Annotated in this window: 19 protein-coding genes; 16 read left to right on the forward strand and 3 right to left on the reverse strand. The window is 74.1% G+C overall.

Annotated features, from left to right (window positions below; all coding sequences use genetic code 11):
* Positions 1-40 precede the first annotated feature (40 nt).
* From IFT72_RS02730 to IFT72_RS02745, 4 genes are read left to right on the forward strand one after another with little or no spacing between them, the layout of a single operon-like run.
* Positions 41-403 (forward strand): YraN family protein, encoded by a 363-nt coding sequence (locus IFT72_RS02730; protein ID WP_056053606.1) that lies wholly within the window; start codon positions 41-43, stop codon positions 401-403.
* Positions 400-1,929, forward strand: a complete 1,530-nt coding sequence (locus IFT72_RS02735) for a YifB family Mg chelatase-like AAA ATPase (protein WP_192045495.1) — start codon at positions 400-402, stop codon at positions 1,927-1,929. The genes IFT72_RS02730 and IFT72_RS02735 overlap by 4 nt, the downstream gene beginning before the upstream one ends.
* Positions 1,926-3,209: a DNA-processing protein DprA gene (gene dprA, locus IFT72_RS02740; protein ID WP_371741144.1), complete on the forward strand. Its 1,284-nt coding sequence runs from the start codon at positions 1,926-1,928 to the stop codon at positions 3,207-3,209. Before IFT72_RS02735 ends, dprA begins: the two co-directional genes overlap by 4 nt.
* A 56-nt stretch (positions 3,210-3,265) precedes the next feature.
* Complete coding sequence (locus IFT72_RS02745; protein WP_371741145.1) at positions 3,266-4,240, forward strand: tyrosine recombinase XerC; 975 nt, start codon at positions 3,266-3,268, stop codon at positions 4,238-4,240.
* 14 nt (positions 4,241-4,254) lie between these two features.
* On the opposite strand, the gene IFT72_RS16325 is transcribed toward IFT72_RS02745, so the two are convergent.
* Entirely contained in the window at positions 4,255-4,662 is a 408-nt protein-coding gene (locus IFT72_RS16325) for a M23 family metallopeptidase (RefSeq protein ID WP_192045496.1), read from the reverse strand.
* 322 nt (positions 4,663-4,984) lie between these two features.
* On the opposite strand from IFT72_RS16325, the gene IFT72_RS02755 reads away from it, so the two are divergent.
* From IFT72_RS02755 to IFT72_RS02800, 10 genes are all read left to right on the forward strand, one after another.
* Positions 4,985-6,451, forward strand: coding sequence for a sugar porter family MFS transporter (locus tag IFT72_RS02755; RefSeq protein WP_056053617.1), 1,467 nt, complete (start codon positions 4,985-4,987; stop codon positions 6,449-6,451).
* A 411-nt stretch (positions 6,452-6,862) separates the two neighbouring features.
* A complete protein-coding gene (rpsB, locus tag IFT72_RS02760) occupies positions 6,863-7,798 on the forward strand; it encodes a 30S ribosomal protein S2 (RefSeq protein ID WP_056053623.1) in 936 nt (311 codons plus the stop codon).
* Between the two features lie 38 nt (positions 7,799-7,836).
* On the forward strand, positions 7,837-8,664 hold the full coding sequence (tsf, locus tag IFT72_RS02765) for a translation elongation factor Ts (RefSeq protein ID WP_056053626.1): 828 nt from the start codon (positions 7,837-7,839) through the stop codon (positions 8,662-8,664).
* 155 nt (positions 8,665-8,819) lie between these two features.
* Complete coding sequence (gene pyrH / locus IFT72_RS02770; RefSeq protein WP_056053628.1) at positions 8,820-9,539, forward strand: UMP kinase; 720 nt, start codon at positions 8,820-8,822, stop codon at positions 9,537-9,539.
* A 72-nt stretch (positions 9,540-9,611) separates the two neighbouring features.
* Positions 9,612-10,130, forward strand: a complete 519-nt coding sequence (gene frr / locus IFT72_RS02775; protein WP_056055773.1) for a ribosome recycling factor — start codon at positions 9,612-9,614, stop codon at positions 10,128-10,130.
* Positions 10,131-11,129, forward strand: a complete 999-nt coding sequence (locus tag IFT72_RS02780; RefSeq protein ID WP_192045498.1) for a phosphatidate cytidylyltransferase — start codon at positions 10,131-10,133, stop codon at positions 11,127-11,129.
* A gap of 56 nt (positions 11,130-11,185) precedes the next feature.
* Positions 11,186-11,743, forward strand: coding sequence for a DivIVA domain-containing protein (locus IFT72_RS02785; protein ID WP_192045871.1), 558 nt, complete (start codon positions 11,186-11,188; stop codon positions 11,741-11,743).
* A gap of 203 nt (positions 11,744-11,946) precedes the next feature.
* Positions 11,947-12,708 (forward strand): lytic transglycosylase domain-containing protein, encoded by a 762-nt coding sequence (locus IFT72_RS15855; RefSeq protein ID WP_371741146.1) that lies wholly within the window; start codon positions 11,947-11,949, stop codon positions 12,706-12,708.
* Between the two features lie 114 nt (positions 12,709-12,822).
* Entirely contained in the window at positions 12,823-13,128 is a 306-nt protein-coding gene (locus tag IFT72_RS02795; protein ID WP_056053630.1) for a hypothetical protein, read from the forward strand.
* Positions 13,125-13,865 carry an alpha/beta hydrolase gene (locus IFT72_RS02800; protein ID WP_371741147.1) on the forward strand — a complete coding sequence of 247 codons (741 nt, stop codon included), beginning with the start codon at positions 13,125-13,127 and terminating at the stop codon, positions 13,863-13,865. Before IFT72_RS02795 ends, IFT72_RS02800 begins: the two co-directional genes overlap by 4 nt.
* A gap of 18 nt (positions 13,866-13,883) precedes the next feature.
* On the opposite strand, the gene IFT72_RS02805 is transcribed toward IFT72_RS02800, so the two are convergent.
* Both IFT72_RS02805 and IFT72_RS02810 read right to left on the reverse strand, forming a co-directional pair.
* The gene (locus IFT72_RS02805; RefSeq protein ID WP_056055779.1) at positions 13,884-14,942 is read right to left on the reverse strand and encodes an AI-2E family transporter; all 1,059 of its coding nucleotides are present in this window, start codon (positions 14,940-14,942) and stop codon (positions 13,884-13,886) included.
* Positions 14,943-14,996: 54 nt separating this feature from the next.
* A complete protein-coding gene (locus IFT72_RS02810) occupies positions 14,997-16,895 on the reverse strand; it encodes a DivIVA domain-containing protein (protein ID WP_192045499.1) in 1,899 nt (632 codons plus the stop codon).
* A gap of 301 nt (positions 16,896-17,196) precedes the next feature.
* Here IFT72_RS02810 and IFT72_RS02815 point away from each other — a divergent pair, with 301 nt between their 5' ends.
* The gene (locus IFT72_RS02815; protein WP_056053638.1) at positions 17,197-18,984 is read left to right on the forward strand and encodes a hypothetical protein; all 1,788 of its coding nucleotides are present in this window, start codon (positions 17,197-17,199) and stop codon (positions 18,982-18,984) included.
* On the forward strand, positions 18,981-19,973 hold the full coding sequence (locus tag IFT72_RS02820) for a tetratricopeptide repeat protein (protein ID WP_192045500.1): 993 nt from the start codon (positions 18,981-18,983) through the stop codon (positions 19,971-19,973). The genes IFT72_RS02815 and IFT72_RS02820 overlap by 4 nt, the downstream gene beginning before the upstream one ends.
* Positions 19,974-19,998 lie beyond the last annotated feature (25 nt).

Genomic DNA, 19,998 nt, shown 5'->3' on the forward strand with positions numbered 1-19,998 from the left:
TCGCCCCGCGCCTCCGCCAGTCTCCTCGCAGGAGGTCGACATGGCGGAGAAGGACGAACTGGGGCGGCGCGGCGAAGACGTGGCCGCCGAGTGGTGCGAGGCACAGGGGCTGCGGGTGGTCGACCGCAACTGGCGGTGCCGCGAGGGCGAGATCGACCTGGTCGCGCTCGACGGCGACGAGGTGGTCGTCGTGGAGGTCAAGACCCGGTCGGGCACGGGCTGGGGCACGGCCCTGGAGGCGGTGACGCCGCAGAAGCTCGCCCGGCTGCGGCGGCTGGCGGGGGCGTGGTGCCAGGAGCACCCGGGGGTGGGCCACGGCGTCCGCATCGACGTCGTCGGCATCACGGTCGAGCGGTGCCGCGGGCACGAGCGCATCGAGCACGTGCGCGGGGCCGGCTCGTGAGCATGGGTCGCACGCGCGCGGTCTCGCTCCTCGGGCTCGACGGTGCCGTCGTCGAGGTCGAGGCCGACCTCGGCCAGGGGCTGCCGGCCTTCATGATCATCGGGCTCCCCGACGCGTCGCTGGGGGAGGCCCGCGACCGCGTGCGGGCGGCGGCCTCGAACGCCGGGTGCCCGCTGCCCTCCCGCAAGCTGACGGTCAACCTGTCGCCGGCCTCGCTGCCGAAGCACGGGTCGTCGTTCGACCTGGCGATCGCGGTGGCGGCCCTCGCGGCGGCCGACCTCGTCGAGGCCGAGTCCGTCGCCCGGGTCGTGCACGTCGGCGAGCTCGGGCTCGACGGCAGGCTGCGGCCCGTCGACGGGGTCCTGCCGGCCGTCGTCGCGGCACGCCGGGCGGGCGCCGAGATCGTCATGGTGCCGGCCGACAACGCCGACGAGGCGTCGCTCGTGCCCGACGTCCGCGTCGTCGCCGTGGTCGGGCTCCGCGACGCGGCGATCTGGCACGGCGCCGACCTCGCTCCCGAGCCGGCCGAGCCGCTCCGCCGGTCGACGGTGGCCGCCCCCGCGGGGGCCGTCCCCGGGCTCGCCGACGTCATCGGCAACTCCGACGCCGTGCAGGCTCTCGTCACGGCGGCCGCCGGCGGGCACCACCTGCTGATGGTCGGGCCGCCCGGGGCCGGCAAGAGCATGCTCGCCGCGCGTCTGCCGGGCCTGCTGCCCGACCTCGACCTCGAGGCCGCCCTCGAGGTCAGCTCCATCCGGTCGCTCTCGGGGCTGCCGGTGGGCAGCGAGCTCGAGCGACGACCGCCGTTCGAGAGCCCGCACCACACCTGCAGCGCGGCGGCGCTCGTCGGCGGCGGCAGCGGGGTGCTGCGCCCGGGGGCGGCGTCGCGGGCGAGCCGGGGCGTGCTGTTCCTCGACGAGGCGCCCGAGTTCGCGCAGACCGTGCTCGACTGCCTCCGCCAGCCGCTGGAGTCGGGCGAGACCGTGGTGCACCGGTCACGGGCGGTCGCGCGCTTCCCGGCCCGGTTCCAGCTCGTGGCCGCCGCGAACCCCTGCCCGTGCGGCCAGTGGGGCTCGCGGGAGGGGGAGTGCACCTGCTCGCCCCACCAGCGCCGGCGCTACCTCGCGAAGCTCTCCGGCCCGCTGGTCGACCGCATCGACGTGCAGCTGCGCGTGGCACGGATCAGCTCGGCGCAGTTCCGGCTCGCCGAGACCACGGACGTGCTCACCACCGCCCAGGCGAGGGAGGTGGTCGAGGAGGCGCGGGCGAGGGCCCGGCACCGGCTGGCCGGCACGCCGTGGCGCCTGAGCTCGGAGGTGCCGGGCGCCTGGCTCCGGGGCCCCGGCCGTCGGCTGGCCGTCGCCGACTCGGCGCCGATCGACCGGGCGCTCGAGACGGGGGCCCTCACCATGCGGGGCTACGACCGCGTGCTCCGCCTCGCCTGGACCCTCGCCGACCTCGACGGGGTCGGCCGGCCCGGCCGGGGCCAGGTCGCCCGGGCCCTCGGGCTGCGGCGGTCGCTGTGAGGGCGCTGCTCGACGCCTCCGGCGACGACCTCGCGCGGCTGGTCCGGCCCGCACGGGCCTGGGTGCCGGGGGGCGACTCCGACGAGGCCGGCCTCGACGTCTTCGCGCGCGCCGCCTGGTCGGGCATCGCGGAGCCGGGCGACGTCGTCGCGGGCCTCGCCCGCCGGGGCCTCGGGCCCGCGGTCGCCCTGAGGCTCGCCGTCGAGTGCGTCGTGGAGCGGAGCGGCGGCGGGGCCGGGCGCGGTCTCGAGACCGCGCTCCGCGACTCCCCGGCGGGCGACGACCTCGGCCGGTTCTCGGTCGACGCGGCCCTGCGACGCTGGGCCCCGCGGCTCCAGCGGTGGCGCGCCGAGGCGTCGCTGCGCGCCGCGGAGGCCCTCGACATCCGCCTGCTCGTGCCGGGCGACCCCGGCTGGCCCGCCGAGCTCGACGAGTTGGGCGACCACGCGCCCGCCGTCCTCTGGCTCCGCGGCGCCGGTGAGCTGCCCGCCCCGGCCGCGTCGGTCGCCGTGGTGGGGGCGCGGGCGGCGACGTCGTACGGCGAGACGGTCGCCGCCGACCTCGGCAGCGGCCTCTCCGACCGGGGGCTGACCGTCGTCTCCGGCGGGGCGTACGGCATCGACGGCTCGGCCCACCGCGCGGCCCTCGCGGCCGAGGCCGCGACGGTGGCGGTGATGGCCGGCGGGGCCGACCGCTTCTACCCCGCCGGGCACGACGAGCTCCTCCGCCGGGTCGTGCGCACCGGGCTCCTCGTCGCGGAGGCGCCGTGCGGCACGACGCCGTCCCGCTGGCGGTTCCTGCAGCGCAACAGGCTCATCGCCTGCCTCACGGCGGCGACCGTGGTCGTCGAGGCCGGCCGCCGCTCGGGCTCGCTGAACACCGCCGGCCACGCGCAGGTGCTCGGGCGCCCGGTCGGCGCCGTGCCCGGCCCCGTCTCGTCGCCGTCGTCGGCGGGGTGCCACGCGTTGATCCGCTCGGGGCTCGCCGCCTGCGTCACGGGCGTCGACGACGTCCTCGAGCTCGTGGGCCCGATCGGGCGTGGCGTGTCGACAGGTCACGGCGCAGGAGGCGCGGGTCCGGCCCCGGAGGTCGTCGACCCCCGCGTCGTCCGCGTCCAGGACGCCCTCAGCCCCCGCGTCGAGCGCACGACCGACGAGGTCGCGGCGGCCTCGGGGCTCGGCGCCGACACGGTGCGGGGGCTCCTCGCCGAGATGGAGGTCGACGGCCTGGTCGTCGCCGGGCCCGCGGGGTGGCGGAGGAGGGGCCGCGCGCGTGGGTAGCCTGGCGCGGTGACGACGACGAGACGCGCGGCGGGCCCCGGCGGGGCGGGGCGCCCGTGACGGCCCTGCGCGTCGACGTCGAGGCCTTCGTCGAGCACCTGCGGCACGCGCGGGGGCTGAGCGAGAACACCCTCCGTTCGTACCTCTCCGACCTCGCCGACCTGCTCGCGGTCGCCGGGCAGCGGCTGGGCCGGGAGCCGCAGACCGCCGACGTCGACCTCGAGCTGCTCCGCGACTGGCTCTGGCGCGGCACGGAGGCCGGCCTCGCGCGCACCACCCTCGCCCGCCGGTCCGCCAGCGCCCGGGCCCTGACGCGGTGGCTGGAGGAGACCGGGCGCACCGGGGTCGACGTCGGCCTCCGGCTCCGCGCCCCGAAGGCCGAGAGCCACCTGCCCCGCGTGCTGACGACCGCGCAGACCGAGTCCGTGCTGACGTCGCTCGCCGTCCGGGCCGAGGCCGACGACGCCGTGGCGGGGCGCGACCTCGCGGTCGTCGAGCTGCTCTACGGCTCGGCGCTGCGCGTCTCCGAGCTCGTCGGGGCCGACCTCGGCGACGTCGACCTGGACCGCCTCACCGTCCGCGTGACCGGCAAGGGCTCGCGTCAGCGGGTCGTCCCCTTCGGCGTCCCCGCCGCAGAGGCCCTGCACCGGTACCTCACGCGGTCCCGGCCCGTCCTCGCGGCCCGCGCCGCCGCCCGCGCCGGAGCCGCTGCCCGAGCCGGAGCCGACCCAGCCGCCGGCGCCGGGCCCGCGGGCGACGCCTTCTTCCTCGGCGCGACCGGCGGCCGGCTCGGCACCCGCGCGGTGCACCGCCTGGTGTCCGGCCTGCTGGCCGACCTGCCGGGCAGCGGCCCGTCGGGCCCCCACGCCCTCCGGCACACGGCGGCGACCCACCTGCTCGACGGGGGCGCCGACCTCCGTGCCGTGCAGGAGATGCTCGGCCACGCCAGCCTGGGCACCACGCAGATCTACACGCACGTCTCGACCGAGCGACTCCGCGAGAGCTACCGGACGGCCCACCCCCGCGCCTGACCGACCCGGCGGCCTCAGCCCTGCACCTCGTCGTGGCGGGTCGGCAGCAGCACGCTGGCCCGGCCGAGGCCCAGCATCATCAGCGGTGAGACGTACTCGCCGTCGATCCGCGCCCCCAGGTGGACGCACGAGGCGGTGCAGCCGTGGCCGGGCTCGAGCACCCCTACGGCCTGGCCCCGCTGCACGACGTCGCCGGCCCGCAGCTCCGTGCTCACGGGCTCCATGCTGCTCAGGACGCCGCCCGCGTGCCGGAGCGACAGCACGGGGCGGTCGACGACCGTCCCGGCGAAGTGCACCACCCCGTCGTCCGGGGCCGACACCGCGCCTCCCTCGGTCATCGCGAGGTCGACGCCCCGGTGCCCGGGCGACCACCGGTGCTCGGGGGCGACGAACGGACGGAGCACGAGGTGCGGCTCGGGCACGGGCCACGACCACGGGACGGCCGGGCCGGGCCGTGCCTCGGCCGCGACGGGCCGGGCGGGACCGCCGGCGAGGAGGAGGACCGCGAGCAGGAGGGCTGGGAGGGCGGCACCCCTGGCGGCTCGCGCCGGCTCCCGGCCAGACGACACCTGTCGGACGGACGGGGGGCGAGGGGAGGAGGCACGGGTCTGCATGCACAGATCGTGCACGACGTGCGGGGATTCACAGCGAGGCGTAGGGTCCCTCTGTGCACGAACACCCGGTGCACGACGATGTCGGGGGAGTGTGGTCACGAGCCCGCCCTCCGTGGATTTAAGGAGAACCGTGTCGAACTCGGCGCAATCGTCAGCAACAGAGAAGAAGCTGAACAGGCGGGTGACGGCTCTCGCGATCGCCGCGGCCGTGGGTGGCTTCCTCTTCGGATTCGACTCGTCCGTCATCAACGGCGCGGTCTCCAGCATCACCGACGAGTTCGGCCTGACGGAGTTCGCCTCCGGCTTCGCCGTCGCGTCGGCGCTGATCGGCTGTGCCATCGGCGCGTACGTCGCCGGCCGCCTCGCCGACAAGATGGGCCGCATCAAGGTGATGCTCATCGGCGCCGCGCTCTTCCTGATCAGCTCGCTCGGCGCCGCCTTCGCGTTCGCCGTCTGGGACCTCGTGCTCTGGCGCGTCATCGGCGGCCTCGGCATCGGCATCGCCTCCGTGATCGCCCCGGCCTACATCTCCGAGGTGTCGCCGAAGGCCATCCGCGGTCGTCTCGCCTCGTTCCAGCAGCTCGCCATCACGCTCGGCATCTTCGTCGCCCTGCTCTCCGACCAGCTCTTCGCGGTCACCGCGGGCGGCGCCTCCGAGCCCTCCCTCTTCGGCCTCGCCGCCTGGCGCTGGATGTTCCTCGTCGGCATCGTGCCCTCGGTCGTCTACGGCGTGCTCGCCCTCCGCCTGCCGGAGTCGCCCCGCTACCTGGCCGGTGAGGGCCGCGAGGACGAGGCCAAGACCGTCCTGAAGGGCATCGTCCCCGCGGAGACCGTCGACACGAGCCTCAAGGAGATCACCGACTCGATCAAGACCGAGGCGGAGCTGGAGAAGAAGTCGAGCATCCGCGGCGACCGCTTCGGCCTGCAGCCCATCGTCTGGGTCGGCATCATCCTCGCCGTGCTCCAGCAGTTCGTCGGCATCAACGTGATCTTCTACTACTCGACCACCCTGTGGCAGGCCGTCGGCTTCCAGGAGAGCGACTCCTTCACGATCTCGACGATCACCTCGATCGTCAACGTGGTCGTCACGTTCGTCGCGATCGGCCTCGTCGACAAGGTCGGCCGTCGACCGCTGCTGCTCATCGGCTCCGTGGGCATGTTCCTCAGCCTCGCGGTCACCGCCCTCGCCTTCAGCCAGTCCGTGCCCGGCGACGGCGGCGACCCGCAGCTGCCCGGCGCCTGGGGCCCCGTCGCGCTCGTGGCCGCCAACCTCTTCGTGGTCTCGTTCGGCGCCACCTGGGGCCCGCTCATGTGGGTCCTGCTCGGCGAGATGTTCCCCAACAGCATCCGCGCCACCGCGCTGGGCGTCGGCAGCGCCGCCAACTGGATCGCGAACTTCATCGTCACGGTCTCGTTCCCGTCGCTCGCCGCGGTCAGCCTCACGCTGTCGTACGGCATCTTCGCCGCCTTCGCCCTCATCTCGTTCTTCTTCGTGCTCGCGAAGATCCCCGAGACGAAGGGCCGCAGCCTGGAGGAGATGGGCATCTCGGCCGTCGAGGGCGGCACCGCGAAGGGCGCCTCGGGCGCTCGCCGCTGACCTCGTCACGACCCCCGTCGGGAACGCCCCGTCCGCTCGTCGGACGGGGCGTTCCGTCGTGCGGGGCGGGGGAGGGCCGGCGTCGACCCGGGCCTCCGTCGGGGGCCCGTCGCCGCCCCCTGCCCGTGCTCCGTCGGTGCTACGATGAGCACGCAGTCTGCCTCGCAGACTGACTTCGCGTGCCCGTGCGTCCATGACGCACCGTCCCCGAGCAGCCTCCCTCACGGTCGGCCGCTCACGGACGACACCGGCCTCCACCCCCACTCGGTCCGTCACGCACCACCGGCACGTCAGTGCCACGGTGCCGACGGCGGGGGCGTGCCCGGGCACCAGGCAGGGGCGACCGACCGGTCGCCCGGACGAACCGACACCGGCACGCCTCCGCGCGTGCCACGAAAGAGGAGAACGACCATGGCCGTCGTCACCATCCGCCAGCTGCTCGACAGCGGCGTCCACTTCGGACACCAGACCCGCCGCTGGAACCCGAAGGTGAAGCGATTCATCCTCGCCGAGCGCTCCGGCATCCACATCATCGACCTCCAGCAGTCGCTCGGCTACATCGACAAGGCGTACGACTTCGTCAAGGAGACGGTCGCCCACGGCGGCACCATCCTCTTCGTCGGCACGAAGAAGCAGGCTCAGGGCTCCATCGCCGAGCAGGCGAACCGCGTCGGCCAGCCCTTCGTGAACCAGCGCTGGCTCGGTGGCCTCCTGACCAACTTCCAGACGGTCTCGAAGCGCCTCGCCCGCATGAAGGAGCTCGAGGACATCGACTTCGACGACACCACGCAGGGCTTCACCAAGAAGGAACTGCTGATCAAGAAGCGCGAGCTCGACAAGCTGCACAAGACGCTCGGCGGGATCCGCAACCTGACGAAGACGCCGTCGGCCCTCTGGGTCGTCGACACCAAGAAGGAGCACCTCGCGATCGACGAGGCCAAGAAGCTGGGCATCCCGGTCATCGGCATCCTCGACACGAACTGCGACCCCGACGAGATCAACTTCCCGATCCCCGGCAACGACGACGCCATCCGCTCCGTCGGCCTGCTGACCCGCATCGTCGCCGACGCCGCCGCCGAGGGCCTGGTGCAGCGTCACCAGAAGCCCGAGGACGCCGACGCTCCCGTCGAGCCCCTCGCCGAGTGGGAGGCCGAGCTGCTCGCGCAGGGCGAGGCCAAGGCCGCCGACGCCGCCGCCGAGGCCCCCGCGGCCGAGTCGCTCCCCGTCGCGGAGAACGACGCCGACGCGCAGGTCGCCGAGAAGCCCCTGGGCGAGCCGGTCGTCGAGCCCGTCGCCGAGGCCACCGAGGCCACGGCTGCCGAGCCGGCCGACGCCGACGCCAAGTAGTCCTCCCCCCTTCCGACTCCACGAAAGGAAGCCAGCCAATGGCCAACTTCACCGCAGCTGACGTCAAGACCCTCCGTGACCGCCTGGGCGCGGGCATGATGGACAGCAAGAACGCCCTCGTCGAGGCGGACGGCGACCTCGAGAAGGCCGTCGAGATCCTCCGCGTCAAGGGGCTCAAGGGCGTCGCCAAGCGCGAGGGTCGCCAGACCACCGCCGGGCTCGTCGCCGCCAAGGCCTCCTCGGGCTACGCCACGATCATCGAGCTCGCCAGCGAGACCGACTTCGTCGCGAAGAACGAGAAGTTCATCGCCCTCGCCGACTCCGTGCTCGAGGCCGTCTCGGCCGCCGGCGCGAAGGACGCCGCCGAGGGCAACGCCGCGGCGATCGGCGGCCAGACCGTCGAGGCCTTCGTCAACGACGAGGCCGCGCTGATGGGCGAGAAGGTCGAACTGCGCACCGTCTCGCACATCGAGGGCGACGAGTTCGCGATCTACCTCCACAAGACCTCGAAGGACCTGCCCCCGCAGGTCGGCGTGGTCGTGGGCTACACGGGCCCCGACGCCGAGACGGCCCGCTCGGTCGCCCAGCACATCGCCTTCGCCGCGCCGACGTACCTGTCGCGCGACGAGGTCCCCGCCGACCAGGTCGCCAAGGAGCGCGCCATCGTCGAGGAGACCGCGAAGAACGAGGGCAAGCCCGAGGCCGCCCTGCCGAAGATCATCGAGGGTCGCCTGACCGGCTTCTTCAAGGAGATCGCCCTGCTCGACCAGGCCTACGCGAAGGACAACAAGCTGTCCGTCGCCAAGGTCGTGGAGCAGGCCGGCATCGAGATCAAGGGCTTCGCCCGGGTCAAGGTCGGCGCCTAGCAACACCCTGACGGGGCCTGAGACGAACGCGTCTCAGGCCCCGTCGCCGTGTCCGCGGTCCCTCACGGCAGGGAGGCGCGGCCGGCCGCCGCGGTCCGGCACGTCCGCCGTGACTCGCTACCCTGGCTACGGCCACGACACGAGGGAGAACTCGCATGACGACAGGAACAACCAGACGACGCCGCGTCCTCCTCAAGCTCTCGGGCGAGGCGTTCGGCGGGGGCCAGCTCGGCGTGAACCCCGACGTGGTCGGCGGCATCGCGCGCGAGATCGCCGAGGCCGCGGCCGACGTCGAGATCGCCGTCGTGGTCGGCGGCGGCAACTTCTTCCGCGGCGCGGAGCTCAGCCAGCGGGGCATGGACCGCGGCCGTGCCGACTACATGGGCATGCTGGGCACCGTCATGAACGCGCTCGCCCTGCAGGACTTCATCGAGAAGGCCGGAGCCGCCACGCGCGTCCAGTCGGCCATCGCCATGACCCAGGTCGCGGAGCCCTACATCCCGCGCCGTGCCGAGCGGCACCTCGAGAAGGGCCGCGTCGTCATCTTCGGCGCCGGCGCCGGCCTGCCCTACTTCTCCACCGACACCGTGTCGGCCCAGCGTGCCCTCGAGATCGGCGCCGACGAGGTCCTCGTCGCGAAGAACGGCGTCGACGGCGTCTACTCCGCCGACCCGCGCACCGACCCCGACGCCGTGAAGCTCGAGACGCTGACCTACCAGGAGGCCCTCGTCCAGGGCCTCAAGGTGGTCGACTCGACCGCCTTCAGCCTCTGCATGGACAACGGCATGCCGATGCACGTCTTCGGCATGGAGGGCGCCGGCAACATCGCCCGCGCCATCCGGGGCGAGCGCATCGGAACTCTCGTCAGCAACTGACGACTAAGCTCGACGACGAACCAAGGGAGCATTGTGGCGATCACTGACGTACTGACCGAGACGCGCGAGAAGATGGAGCGGGCCCTGGAGTCCGCCAAGACCGACTTCGGTCAGGTCCGCACCGGGCGCATCAACCCGGCGCTCTTCCAGAAGATCCCCGTCGACTACTACGGCACCCCGACGCCGCTGGCCCAGCTGGCCTCGCTGCAGGTGCCCGAGGCGCGCACGATGATCGTGACGCCCTACGACAAGTCGGCCCTGAAGGAGATCGAGAAGGCCATCGCGACCTTCCCGAACCTCGGCGCCAGCCCCACCAACGACGGCACCCTCGTCCGCGTCACCATCCCCGAGCTGACGCAGGAGCGCCGCAAGGAGTTCGTGAAGATCGTCCGCGGCAAGGGCGAGGACGCCAAGGTGCAGATCCGCAACATCCGTCGCACCTCGAAGACGGAGCTCGACGCGCTGAAGACCGAGGTCGGCGACGACGAGGTCGCACGCGCCGAGAAGGAGCTCGAGTCGGTCACCAAGGGCTACATCGACTCGATCGACGACGCGCTGAAGAAGAAGGAAGCCGAGCTGCTCGAGGTCTAGATGAGCGACGCTCCCGACGGCCCCCGCCCCGACGAGTCGGCGCCGAACCCCAAGACCACCCTCGGCAGCCGTCGCGCCGACTTCGACGCCCGGGCCCAGGCCGCTCGCCACGACCTCGAGAACCAGCTGCGCGCACGACGCGCGCAGCTGGGCGCTCGCAACGAGGTCCTGACCGCGAAGACGGGCCGCAACCTGCCGGCGGCGATCGGGGTCGGGGTCGGTCTCGGCGGGGCCGTCCTGGTCAGCCTCATCTTCCAGCCCGCGTTCTTCATGATCGTGGCGGGAGCGCTCATCGCGTCCCTCTGCTTCGAGCTGACCAGTGCGCTGAGGTTCGCGGGGCGCGACGTCCCGCGGCTGCCGAGCGTCCTGGCGGGCCTCGCCATCGTCCCCGCCGCCTTCTACGGCGGCGCGTCCGGGCAGTGGCTCGCGCTCCTCGCGGGCGTGGCCGTCATCTCGCTGTGGCGGCTCGTCGAGCTCGCGCGGCCCTCGCACCGCAAGCCCGCCTCCGTCGTCCTCCGCGACATCGGGGCCGGGGCGTTCGTGCAGATCTACTGCGCCTTCCTCGGCAGCTTCATGGTCCTGCTCGCGGCCCAGCCGAACGGGGCGAACTGGACCCTCTCGGCCCTGATCATCGTGATCGCGGTCGACACGGGCGCCTACGCCACGGGGCTCAACTTCGGCAAGCACCCGATGGCGCCGCGCATCAGCCCCAAGAAGACCTGGGAGGGGTTCGCGGGCTCGGTGGCGGCCAGCCTGATCGCCGCCGTGCTGACCTCGTGGCTCCTGCTCGACATGCCCTGGTACTTCGGCTTCCTGCTCGGCGGCCTCATCATCGCCACGGCCACGGTCGGCGACCTCTCCGAGTCGCTCATCAAGCGCGACCTCGGCATCAAGGACATCTCGACCTGGCTGCCGGGCCACGGCGGCTTCCTCGACCGGCTCGACAGCACGCTGCCGTCGGCCGTGGTCGCCTACGCGCTGTACCTGATCTTCGTCTGACGCCGTGCCCTGCCCGGGCCCGGCCTTCCCGGGCCCGGGCAGGGCGATGCGGCATGATGGTGCGCGTGAGCACAACCTTCCCCCTCGCGCCCAAGGGCCAGCGGGGCTACGACGAGTCCGAGGTCGACGCCTTCCTGGCGGAGGCGCGTGCCGCGTACGCCGCAGCGCCGGGGGAGGGCGACGTGGACTCGGCGCGCATCCGCCGCACCGCCTTCGCGATGACCAAGGGCGGCTACTCGACCGCCCACGTCGACGCCGCGCTGGAGCGGCTCGAGGACGCCTTCGCCTCGCGCGAGCGCGAGCAGGCCAGGACGACGCGCGGCGACGACTCGTGGCTCGGCGACGCTCGGTCGACCGCGGAGGAGATCGTCGCTCGCCTCGACCGCCCGCAGGGGCACCGCTTCGACCGGGTCAGCATCTTCACCCCGGGGTACCACCGCGGCGACGTCGACCGGCTCGCGCGCCGACTGCAGGGGTACTTCAGCGACGGGCGGGCGCTGAGCATCGACGACGTGCGCGGTGCGGTGTTCCGGCCCCAGCGGGGCGGCTACCGCGAGGCGCAGGTCGACCTCGTGCTCGACGCGGTCGTCGACGTCATGCTGGCCGTCCGCTGACGCCCTGGCCACCCGTGCCCTGAAGGCCTGAAGGCCTGAAGGCCAGACGGCCTGACGGCCTGACGGCCCGACCGCCCGACGTCGACGGCGACACGCGCCGGGGGCCCTAGCCGTGCCGTGATCGATCCGTTACCCTGGACGAACTCATGGGCAGGCACTCAGCGACTCCGACCCCCGGCACGACTCCTCGAGATCACCCGGTCGTGGTCTCCCGACCCCGTACGGTGCACCGCAGGCTCCCCGCCTCGGTCGTCCCGGCAGAGATGGCCCGGGCCCAGGCCGGGGCGTCGACGTCCGTGGCCGCGCGACCGGCGCCCCGGCGCCACGTGGTCCTGCCGATGATCGGCTTCTGCGCGACGGCCGCCTTCATCGGTGCGTCGCTCGTCAACCCGCTCGCCGGGGCCGAGGCCGCGACGACGACCCCGGCCGCCGCCGCGGCGTTGACCGCTCCCGGCCAGACCGTCACGGTGGCCAGCGGCGTCGTCACGACCGCCGACCGCGACTCCTACGGGGTCACCGTCCCGCCGCCGCCCCCGCCGCCCGAGCCGGAGCCCGTCGTCGAGGAGACCGCCGACGCGTCGGCTGCGTCGACCGGCACGGGTGCCGCCGCCGCGGCGAAGAAGCCCAGCACCGGCACGGCGCCCGTGGCCGGCACGCCCGACCCGGGCAGTGCGAAGGCCATCGCCGCCGACCTCGTCGCGGCCCGCGGCTGGGGCAGCGACCAGTACGACTGCCTCGTCTCGCTCTGGAACAAGGAGTCCGGCTGGAACGTGTACGCGGCCAACCGCTCCAGCGGTGCCTACGGCATCCCCCAGGCGCTGCCCGGCAGCAAGATGGCCTCGGTCGGCGCCGACTGGCAGACGAACCCCGCCACCCAGATCACCTGGGGCCTGAACTACATCCAGGGGCGCTACAGCAACCCCTGCGGTGCCTGGGGCCACTCGCAGTCGGTCAACTGGTACTGAGCCCGGGCGCGACACCTGCCCGACGCCACGACGGCGCCTCCGCGAGAGCGGGGGCGCCGTCGTCGTACGGCCCCGACGCGGGCAGGCCGCGGTGCCGCCGGTACGCTGGTCGACATGCCCCGCAGCAACCGACCGCGCCGTCCCCGCGACCGGACCCCGGGCACGGACAGCGACTCCCACGACATCAGCCGGGCCCTCTTCGGCGGGCCCCGGGTCGAGACCCGGCACGGCCGCGACTACACGGTGCAGGCCGTCTCGTCCGCCGCCGCGGTCAAGGAGTACACCTGCCCCGGCTGCTCGCTGACCATCGCCCCCGCAACCCCGCACGTCGTCGCCTGGCGTGCCGACGGCATCTTCGGCGAGGCGAACGACCTCGCCGGCCGCCGTCACTGGCACACGCACTGCTGGAGGATCTCGTGAGCACCCCCGACCCCGCCCCCGTCGAGATCCGCGGAGGCGTCGAGCTGCCCGCGCGCCGCCGCGAGGTCGAGCTCACGACCGACGACGGGCTGACCCTCGTCGGCGAGCTGGCCCTGCCGCTCGACCGTGAGCCGGTCGCCACGATCGTCGCCCTGCACCCGCTGCCCACGGCCGGGGGCTTCATGGACTCGCACGTACTCCGCAAGGCCGCGGGGCGCCTCCCCGCCCTCGCCGACGTGGCCGTGCTCCGCTTCAACTTCCGAGGCGTCTCGTCGCCGCGGGGCCGCTCCGAGGGCGAGTTCGGCGAGGGCGTCGCCGAGGCTGCGGACCTCCGCGCCGCGGTGCGCTTCGTGGCCGAGCAGGGCCTGCCCACCCCCTGGCTGGTCGGCTGGTCGTTCGGCACCGAGGTGGCGCTCATGCACGGCACCGACGTCGACGTGGCGGGCCTGCTGCTGCTGTCACCGCCCCTCCACCGCGCCACGGACGACCACCTGCGCGCCTGGAACGCGTCGGAGGTGCCGATCGTCGCGGTGGTGCCCGAGCTCGACGACTACCTCCGCCCCGAGGAGGCGCGGAGCCGGTTCGCGGTCGTGCCGCGCCTCGAGGTGGTCGCGGTCGAGGGGGGCAAGCACCTCTGGGTCGGCGAGAAGCAGACCACGCGCGTGCTCACCGAGATCGTCGCGCGCGTCGCCCCCGCGGTCTCCCTGCCGCTGCCGTCGACCTGGCCCGCGAGCTGACCGGGCGCTGCTCGGTCGCTAGAGGGCGTCCTGCCGGGGCACGACGACCTCGCGGATGATCAGCAGGACGGACGCGGCCACCGGGATGGCGATGAGCGCGCCGAGCACTCCGAGCAGCGTGCCGCCGGTGAGGGCCGCGATCACGACGATGACGCCGGGCACGTGCACGGCGCGGCGCATGATGCGCGGGCTCAGCACGTAGGCCTCCACCTGCATGTAGACGATGTACCAGATCGCCGCCGTGATCCAGGTCGAGGGCGACTGGGGGAGCAGGGCGATCTGCGCGAGCACGATGATCGCCGAGCCGCTGATCGTGCCGACCAGCGGGATGATCGAGCCGAGGAAGGCGATGAAGGCGAAGACCGCCGGCTGCTGGGCCCCGATGGCGCTGAGGAAGACGAAGCTCACGATGCCGTTGATGGCGGCGAGCGTGAACTGCCCGATGACGTAGCGCCCCACCGAGGTGCTGATCTGCTCGGCGATGTCGGCGAACTTCGGGCGCTTCGACGCGGGCACCAGCTTGTAGATGCCGCGCTTGAAGGTGTTGATCGACGACGTGAAGTAGAGCGTCAGGATGAGCACCACGACCGTCGCGAACACCCCGTTGCCGATGGCCACGCCGACGGCGAGCACGCCGCCGCCGATGGTCAGGACGTTGTCGGGGTTGGTGAGGAAGTCCACGAGGGCGTCGAGGCCGTCCTGCACGTCGATGACGTTCTGCGGCACGAGCGACTGCAGGTTGTCGACGAACTGCTGGGTCGTGACGCTCTGCAGGTACGTGACGAGGCTCGTGATCAGCGCGGTGGCCTGGCTCACGATGACGGGCACGATCGCGAACACGACGCCGACGAAGGCGCCGAGCACGGCCAGGAAGACGATGACGATCGCCAGCGACCGCGGCACGCGGCGGTTCTCGAGCCAGGAGACGATCGGGTCGAGCCCCAGGGCGATGAAGATGGCCGCGCCGACGTAGGTCAGCACCGTCGACAGCTCGCTGACCGCCCCGCCGATCACGAGCGCGACCAGGACGCCCAGGCCCGCCAGGAGTCCGAGGCGGAACGGGTTGTGGATCTTCACGGGGGTGCTCCTGTCGACGACGGAGGCACCGCTCACCGCGGTGCCGCCGACTGCCTACTCTGTCGTACCGGAGTCGTCACCGCCCGACGCCGTCCCGGAGAGGGCGCGGCGCAGGCCCTCGAGGTAGCTGGCCACCTCGTCGCGCTCGTCGCGCAGGGCCTCGAGCCGCGACTCCGCGTCGGTGACGAGGCCGCGCGACCGCTCCTCGGCGTCGGCGACGAGCCGCTCGGCGCGGGCCTCGGCCTCGCTCACCGTCTCGTGGGCCGCGGCGTCGGCCTCGGAACGCACGGTGCGCGAGTGCTCCGCGCTCGTGCGCTCGAGCTCGTCGGCCTCGCGGCGCGCCTCGACGGCTCGCTGCCGAGCCTCCTCGAGCTGCGCGCCGGCCTCGTCGAGGTAGCCCTGGGTCTCGGCGACCGCGGCGTGGTGACGCTGCACCAGCTCCCGGTCGGTCTCGTCGCGGCGGGTGCGGAGCTCGACGTCGGCCGCGCTGCGCCGGGCCTCGAGCTCGCGCTCCAGCTCGGCGACGGCGTCGTCGCGCTCGGCCTCGAGCCGGGCGCGCACGGTGCGGGCCTCGTGGGCGAGGCGGACGCGCTGCGACTCCTCGTCGTCGACGAGGCGGGCCTGGCTCTCGGCGACCTCGGCGTCGAGGTCGGCGCGGGCGTTGGCGACCTCGACCTCGACCTGGGCGCGCAGCTCGGCCTCCTCCCGCTCGAGGCGCTCGCGCTGCTGCTCGACGTCGCGGGCCAGGCGGTCGCGCGTCTCGGTGGTGGTCCGCTCGATCTCCTCCCGGGCGGTGGCCGTGGCCAGGTCGACCTCGGCGGTGCGGGCCGCGAGCTCCGCGGCGAGGGCCTCGCGCGCCTCCGCGACCTCGCGCTCGAGGCGCGCCCGGTCGGCGGCGACGTCGGCGAGGGCCTGCGCCCTGGCCGTCGCCAGCTCGTGGGCGAGGTCGGCCCGCGCCGCCTCGACCTCGCGCTCGAGCTCCGCGCGGCCGGTCGTCAGCTCGAGCTCGAGCTCGGCGCGGACGCGCGCGGAGTCGGCGGCCAGCGCCGCGCGGGTCTCCGCCACGTCGCGGGCAAGGTCGGCGCGCGTGTTCTCGACGTCGTCGTCGAGCTCGGCACGGGCCGCGTCGATCTCGCGGGCGAGGTCGTCGCGTCGGGTCGTGACCTCGAGCTCGAGATCGGCACGGGTGGTCTCGTCGAGCCGGGCGAGCTCGGCCCGGACGGCGGCGCCCTCCCGGTCGAGGTCCGCGCGCTGGCGCTCGCTGTCGGCGACGAACTGCTCGCGGGCCTGCGCGGTGGTCCGGGCGAGCTCGGCGGCGCCGTCGCGGGCCGCGGCGACCTCCTGCTCGACGAGGGCGCGGAGCTCGGCGGCCTCGCGCTCGGCGGCGGAGAGCACGGCGGCGGCCTCGTGGCGCGCGGTCGAGACGTTCTCGGCGGCCTCGGTGGCCGCGGCGCCGCGCATCGCCGAGGAGTCGCGCTGGGCCTCCTGCAGGAGGGACCGAGCCTCGCCGCGGGCGCGCGAGACCAGGCGGTCGCCCTCGGCGGTCGACTCGGCGACCTGCGCGGCGGCGCGGCCCCGGGCGTCGTCGAGGAGGGCGGTGCTGCGCTCCCGGGCCTCGTCGAGCACCTGACGCGCCTCGTCGGACGACGAGCGGCGCAGCTGCTCCGCGTCGATGTCGGCCTGGCCGACGAGGGCCGTGGCCTGCTCCTCGGCGAGGCGGAGCGTGCGCTCGAGCTTGCTGCCGAGGCCCGAGTAGGTGGGCGTGCCCGCCTCCTCCAGCTCGCGCTGCACCTCGTCGAGCCGCCCCTGCAGCTCCTTGACGCGGCTCGCGGTGTCGGCGCGGTCGGCGTTCGCCTTGATCAGCTCGCGGCGGAGCTCGCCGAGCGCCTTGTCGACGTCGTCCTTGCGGTACCCCCGGAGCTCGGTGCCGAACTCGGCGTCGTCAGCGGCCACTGTGTCTCCTCGCGTCGGTGCCGAGCACGACCCGTCGCGTCTCGGCGGGACGATTTTAGGGCACGACGCCTGCACGGGGCCGCGTCGGCGCGGCGCCCCGGTGGGGGCGGGGGAGTCGCGGTGCGGGCCCCCCAGACGGCTGCCGGGCCCCGGGCGTGCGGCTCACAGGCTGGTCGGATACGCTGAGCCGTCTTAAATTCTGCTGCCGCGCCCGGCCTCCTCGGCCAGGCCCGCACGAGGCCGCGTCGTACTGGCGCGTGCTCGGACCCGACCGGGATGGTGGCACGGAGGGAGAGGTAACGTGCGCTTCATCATCGCAGTCGTGGTCGTCGTGCTCGCGGCGGTCATGGTCGGCCTGGGCTTCGCCCAGAGGACGGTCTTCGCGCCGCCGGAGAGCGTGTCGTCGACGGTCTCGACCGAGTCCTCCGACGCCGTCGTGACGGTGGTGCCCGCCGAGGCGCTGCATGGCCACGACGGCCGCCAGACGATCTCGGTCGCGGGCGGCGGCACGGTCTTCGCCGCCTACGGCCGCACCTCCGACGTGCTCGGCTGGGTCGGCGACACGACCTACAACAGCGTCGCGTGGGACGACGCGACCGGCGAGCTCGAGACCCAGGTCGTGCAGGGGTCGGAGGCCACGGCGCCCGCCCCCGCCGACAGCGACCTCTGGTACGAGCAGTACGAGGGCACCTCGCTCACCTTCTCGCTCGACGCCCCCGACGACATCTCGCTCGTGGTCCTCTCCGACGGCACCGAGCCCGCCCCGTCGCAGCTGCGCGTCACGTGGCCGCTGTCGGCCTCGACGCCGACGGCCGGGCCCCTGATCGTCGGCGGGCTGGTGGTGCTCGTGATCGGCGTGCTCCTCTACGTCTGGGCCATCGCCCACCACCGCCGCACCCGCGGCCCGCGCCGCACGTCGAGCGACGGCAAGCGCCCGAAGCTGCCCCGCCCGCCGCGCCGCTCGGCGATCCGCGCCGGGGCGACGCCCGCGATCGGTGCCTCGAAGCGGGGCGCCCGGCGGCGGCTGGTCGCGGTCGTGCCGGTCGTGCTCGTGTCGTCGCTGGCCCTGGGCGGCTGCACGGCCGACTACTGGCCGAGCGCCGTGGGCGGCGCCGGCGACGGCAGCACTCCGACCCCGACGGCCACCGCGACGCCGGGCGCGGAGGGCGACGACGAGGGCACCGAGCTCCAGCCTCCCGTCGTCACCGAGGCCCAGGCCGAGCGCATCGTCGCTCGCGTGGCCGCGACGGCCTCCGCCGCCGACGCCGCGCTCGACGCGACCGCGGCGGCCGAGCGCTTCGTCGGCCCCGCCCTCGAGCAGCGCGAGGCCAACTACCAGATCCGCGCGAAGGACGCCGCGGCCGCCGGGCCGATCGGCGTCCCCTCGGGCGAGCTGACGCTCACCCTGCCGCAGCAGGCCGACACCTGGCCGCGCACGCTCTTCACCGTCGTGCAGGACGCCGACGCGTCCAAGGCGCCGATCGCCCTCACCCTGGTGCAGGAGACCGCGCGGGACCCGTACAAGGTCGAGTACCTGCAGGCGCTGGAGGCGCAGGCGACGCTCCCCACGGTGGCCCCGGCCTCGCTCGGCGCGGCCCGTCTCGCGCCCGACGTCAAGCTGCTGACGCTGCGGCCCGACCAGCTCGCCGAGGCCTACGGCGACATCCTCCGGAACGGCGACGAGAGCCAGTACGCGCCGCAGTTCCAGGCCGAGGGCGACACGCTCCGCGACAAGATCGGCAAGGCCTACAAGGACGCCAAGCGGGCGAGCCTGCCCACGACGGCGTCGATCGACTACACCTCGACGCCCGACGCCGAGACCCCGGTGGCGTTCGCCTCGAACGACGCCGGCGCGATCGTGTCGGTCGGCCTCGACGAGGTCGAGACCGTCAAGCCGACCGCCGCCGGCGCCGAGGTCAACCCCGCGGGCGTCGTCAAGACGCTCGTCGGCCTCGACAAGTCGACGAAGGGCATCGAGGCGACCTACGGCGTCCAGCTGCTCTTCTCCGTCCCTCCCGTGGGCAGCGACGACAAGATCGTCCTGCTCGGTTTCAGCCAGGCCCTCACGGCCGCGAAGGAGTTGCCATGACCACCCTGCCCCCCGTGCCCTCCGGGCTCCGCGGAGCCGTCGACCTCTCGTCGCTCGCCAACCGGCCGCCGGCTCCGGCGCCCGGGGCGGCCGCCGCCGGGTCGCCCGGCGCCCCGACGCCGCCCGACGGGGGAGCGCCCGCCGCCTCCGTCGCGGTGCCGGCGCTCGTGCTCGACGCGACGGACGAGACGTTCACGCAGTTCCTCGAGCTGAGCAACACCGTCCCGGTGATCGTCGACCTCTGGGCCGAGTGGTGCGGCCCGTGCAAGCAGCTCTCGCCGGTGCTCGACAAGCTCGTCGCCGAGTACGGCGGCCGCTTCGTGCTCGCCAAGGTCGACGTCGACGCGAACCCGCAGCTGACGCAGGCTTTCCAGGCGCAGTCCATCCCGGCCGTCGCGGCCGTGATCGGCGGGCGCCCGGTGCAGCTCTTCGTCGGCGCCCTCCCCGAGGCGCAGGTGCGCGACGTGTTCGAGCAGGTGCTCGAGCTCGCCGCGCAGAACGGGGTCACCGGCAGCGCGGTCGTCGACGGCGCCCCGGCGGGGGAGGGCGAGACGCCCGAGCCCGAGCCCGAGCCGCTGCCCCCGCACCACCAGGACGCGTACGACGCCATCGACCGCGGCGACTACGACGCCGCCATCGCGGCGTACACGACGGCCATCGCGCAGGACCCTCGCGACCAGCTGGCCGTCGCGGGGCTCGCCCAGGTCTCGCTGATCTCGCGACTGCAGGGCGCCTCCCTCGCCGACGTCCGCGCCGAGGCCGCGGCGGCCCCGACCGACGTCGACGCGCAGCTGGCGGTGGCCGACCTCGACGTGAGCGGAGGCCACGTCGACGACGCGTTCGACCGGGTGCTGACGGTCTTCCCGTCGCTCGACCAGGAGGGGAAGGACGCGGCCCGCAAGCGCCTCCTCGAGTACTTCGAGATCGTCGGCCTCGACGACCCGCGCGTCGCGGCCGCCCGGCGACGCCTCACGATGCTGCTCTACTGAGCCGCCCCTCCCCGCCCCGCGCACG

The sequence above is a fragment of the Frigoribacterium sp. CFBP 8754 genome, from assembly GCF_014841815.1.
GTDB lineage: Bacteria > Actinomycetota > Actinomycetes > Actinomycetales > Microbacteriaceae > Frigoribacterium > Frigoribacterium endophyticum.